The sequence below is a fragment of the Aerococcus sp. HMSC10H05 genome, assembly GCF_001806975.1.
Classification (GTDB): Bacteria; Bacillota; Bacilli; order Lactobacillales; family Aerococcaceae; genus Aerococcus; species Aerococcus viridans_B.
Genome location: NZ_KV786997.1, coordinates 2,436 through 6,092, shown reverse-complemented (window position 1 = coordinate 6,092; position 3,657 = coordinate 2,436). Strand labels below are relative to the sequence as shown.

Genomic DNA, 3,657 nt, shown 5'->3' with positions numbered 1-3,657 from the left:
AAGAGTCAACATATATTTTAATAAATATTTACAATGATAATTAAAGACTGTCAAATCAACCATCATCCCTATAAAAAATTCTTTCCCACATACAAAATATACGAAAAGAGGTGCTATATTTTATGGGAATTATGAATCAAAATTTGATATGCTCGCTTGTTAGAAAAAGCTCGTTTAAAAAATTTAGAAATGTTCTTTATGCTTCTCATACGAATTTCTCTAGCCTTATATCAACTTAGGTCTTGTTGCCAAAAATCGATTAGACTACGAACTGCGTGAAATGCTTGGTTGGCAGCAAACTCAAGATTATCATCAAAAGTAGCTGGTGCATGCTCTCCGACATGATCTGAAATCCCCCTGACATTGATTACCGGAATCTCATAAAAACTTGCAATTTGCGCAAGCGCGCAGCTTTCCATATCAGACGCTGTAAGCAAGGGGAATGCCTTTTTGATTGCTGAAACAGCTAATTCATCACTCATAAAGGAATCAGCAGTCCCAATAGTTCCTTGAAAGGCGGAAATTTGATTTTGGGTAAGCACTTGCTTAATGATCGCCAGAAGCGTTTCTGAAACTGGATAGTCCGCTGGCATTTGCGGTACCTGACCATAAGCATAGTCAAACCCTGTTGCGTCCACATCACTATAGACGAACCGATCAGTGAAAACAATACTACCCAGAGGAAGTTCTTTACGGAAGGAACCGATTGACCCCGTATTTATTAGGAGATCTAACGACAACTGCTGACAAATCCAGGCAGCAGTTGCGGCTGCATTAGCTTTGCCAATCCCTGATACTACCAAATATAAGTCTTCATGAACCTTTTCAATGATTGTTTTTCCCTTTTGCCAAATAACCGTGGAAGCATAAAAATTACGAAAGGGTGCTAACTCTTCTTCCATTGCTGCAACTACTGCTATTCTCATCTTAGTTCCCCCATATCTCTGCGATTGGTGTAGTTACTTCCGCTTTTGTTCCTTCAAATTTTTCTTCAATATAGCTTTGAATTTCAGGGTCATGGTACAACTCATCTAATTTTTTTAAAGCAGCATCGTCCTTACGAGATTCCTTTACTGCTAAAACATTGATTGTTTCTCGAATAGCCGTGTCCGCCTCTTCATGAAAAATGGAATCCTGTAAAACATTTAAGCCACCTTCAAGGGCAATCGTATTGCTGATTAAAACCAAGTCAACATCCGGTAAAACCCGTGGACCAGTTAAATCATCAATGAGTGTAAATTCTAAGTTCTTGGGATTTTCGATTACATCACTAGTTGTTCCTTTTCCATCATCAAAGTCATCCTTTAACTTAATTAAACCAGCCGTTTCCAATAAGCGTAATCCTCTTGCAGTATTTGAGGGATTGTCAGCCAACGCTACTATTGAGCCATCTGCGATCTCATCTATACTTGTAAATTTATCAGAGTAGATACCCATCGGTTCGACATAAGTTGCCGCAATCGGTACTAATTGTTCAGGACTCTCCGCATTAAAGCTTTCTAAGTATCCAATTGACTGAAAGGCATTTGCATCCACATCACCATCTACAGTGGCTTGATTGGCAGTCGGTCCACCGGTGATTTCTTTAACTTCAATTTTTAATCCCGCTTCTTTTGCGGCCTCAGATTCTGCGATATGTGTCCAGATTTCTGCATCAGTGCCGACTGACCCAACCACGATTTTTGAATTTTCAGTTGATTCCCCTGTATTGGCAGTTTCTTGATTACTACAAGCTGTTAGCATCAGCGCCACTGTCAATAAACCAATCCCTTTAATCATTTTTTTCATTTATTTTGCTCCTTCCTAATGCATCGTCATGCCACCAGTTACATTGATTGCTTGACCAGTCATATAGCTTGCTAGCGGACTAGCCAAAAATAAAATGATAATTTGCGTTCGATTAGTTGCTTAGCCATAGCCACTAACGAAGTTTCCCTTCCAACATCCACGTTGACTTGATAATACTAATCAGTGATTCATCAAAACATTGACTCTTGAAAGCCAATATCAGCTGCAATTACAATTGCTTGATCTTTCAAAAAGGTTTGTACAACCACCTCACTAAATCCTTATTTTGAGCCGATAACTAGCACAAATTGTTATGCTAAAGTGTCAAAATACATCTATTTCACCACATGTCTTTGAAACGCATCGTCACTGATTCCCTCTTCAATAACGATTTTGGCATACTCCTTGGCACCAAATAGTGAATGGTCGCGATAATTCCCACAGCTTTCTATACCAACACCTTGAACATCTTCCCATTGTGACTCATTTGCAATGATTGTTAATACCTCGGTTAAAGCCTGCGCTACCTCGGTCGCACTAGGGACTCCCCAAGTAATCAAATGAAATCCTGTTCGACATCCAAATGGAGAAATATCAATGATGCCATCTAAGCGATCACGCAATAAATCTGCAAGTAAGTGTTCTAATGTATGAATCGCTGCTGTTGGCATTTCTTTCTCATTTGGTTGTAAAAATCGTAAATCATAATTGGCGATCACATCGCCTTTCGTTCCTACCTCTTCTGCAATTAATCGGACATAAGGGGCTTTAACTTTCGTGTGATCTAATGTAAAACTTTCGACTTCTGCCATTTTCTTCTCCTCCTAAATTTTGCTATTTTTCACCATCGACAATTCAACTTACTTGACAATACTTACCTTCCCTCCTTTACCTAGGTATAGAAAAAGCCCTTAGATATCAAAAAATATCTAAGGGCATAAAAACTGCGTTACCACCTTAATATACAGCATTCTCGCGAAATACTGCCTCATTCAGTTCCCACTACAGTGGAGACTGCTGTCTGCTAACGTAACATCTCCCGTATTCTCTTAATTATTCAGAGAATCCACTCTAAAGCCATTTTCAAGCATTTGTTCTTTGCCTCTTTTCAGCTACCGAGGTTCTTTAGAAAAAAACAAAAGCTTTACTTTCTTTTTCATCGTGTTTAATTATTAATTGCAATGACTATATCAGATAAATTATAAGAAAGTCAAGATAAAATGATGAGTAATTCACTAATTTATAATTAATTTTCTAAATCATTACTATTATGCGTAATGTTTCCCTCCCTACGTAATCGATACTACCTAGAGGTGTTTACTTTATGATACATTAGGTTCAATAGAAAAAATCCGGGGGTATCGGTACTGAAGTAGGTGATGCCATCTTGATTATCAAGCAGCTCTATATTGGAGCCCTTCTTTTTGGTGGTGAGTTTGGTTTGATGATATTTTGTCAGTTGACGTAACACTTATGTAACATTGCTTCGGTTGCAACACAACGACTGAGTCCATCAGATTTAGTAAGTAGTGAGCAGTTCACCGATATTTGGTAACTGTTTGTCAGATTTTCTTAGTCGGTCCTTAACGGATGACTTAATGTCTGGTATTTCTTTGTTATATTTTCATTATTTTCTCATTTATCTAAAAATGGGCAAAAAAATAATCAACAACGAAACAAGGTTGCTGATTATATACTAGCGGATGCTGGTTTTAAAATTTGTTCACTAACAAAATAAAGGTGGCTATTCTTGTGAGCGAACAGCTCTTATATTCAGGGCATCCATACGCTAGTGCAGTTTCCCCTGTTTTTTCTCTGTTGGCTATTGTACCGACTTAGAAAGAGTCAACATATATTTTAATAAATATT

The 3,657-nt window shown here is 37.9% G+C and carries 3 protein-coding genes and 1 other annotated feature; all 3 genes read right to left on the bottom strand.

Going from position 1 to position 3,657, the window contains the following annotated elements; genetic code table 11:
* Nucleotides 1-230: 230 nt before the first annotated feature.
* Nucleotides 231-926, bottom strand: coding sequence for a 5'-methylthioadenosine/S-adenosylhomocysteine nucleosidase (mtnN, locus tag HMPREF3116_RS07280; RefSeq protein ID WP_070468787.1), 696 nt, complete (start codon nt 924-926; stop codon nt 231-233).
* A 1-nt stretch (nt 927) separates the two neighbouring features.
* The gene (locus tag HMPREF3116_RS07275) at nt 928-1,788 is read right to left on the bottom strand and encodes a MetQ/NlpA family ABC transporter substrate-binding protein (protein WP_070468786.1); all 861 of its coding nucleotides are present in this window, start codon (nt 1,786-1,788) and stop codon (nt 928-930) included.
* A gap of 335 nt (nt 1,789-2,123) precedes the next feature.
* Nucleotides 2,124-2,600 carry an S-ribosylhomocysteine lyase gene (locus tag HMPREF3116_RS07270; protein WP_070468785.1) on the bottom strand — a complete coding sequence of 159 codons (477 nt, stop codon included), beginning with the start codon at nt 2,598-2,600 and terminating at the stop codon, nt 2,124-2,126.
* 116 nt (nt 2,601-2,716) lie between these two features.
* Nucleotides 2,717-2,957: a binding site (T-box leader), on the bottom strand.
* Between the last annotated feature and the right edge of the window lie 700 nt (nt 2,958-3,657).

Excerpts from the sequence above, each read along its gene's own strand:
- mtnN (WP_070468787.1), bottom strand. The coding sequence starts at position 926 with ATGAGAATAGCAGTAGTTGCAGCAATGGAAGAAGAGTTAGCACCCTTT.
- HMPREF3116_RS07275 (WP_070468786.1), bottom strand. The coding sequence starts at position 1,788 with ATGAAAAAAATGATTAAAGGGATTGGTTTATTGACAGTGGCGCTGATG.
- HMPREF3116_RS07270 (WP_070468785.1), bottom strand. The coding sequence starts at position 2,600 with ATGGCAGAAGTCGAAAGTTTTACATTAGATCACACGAAAGTTAAAGCC.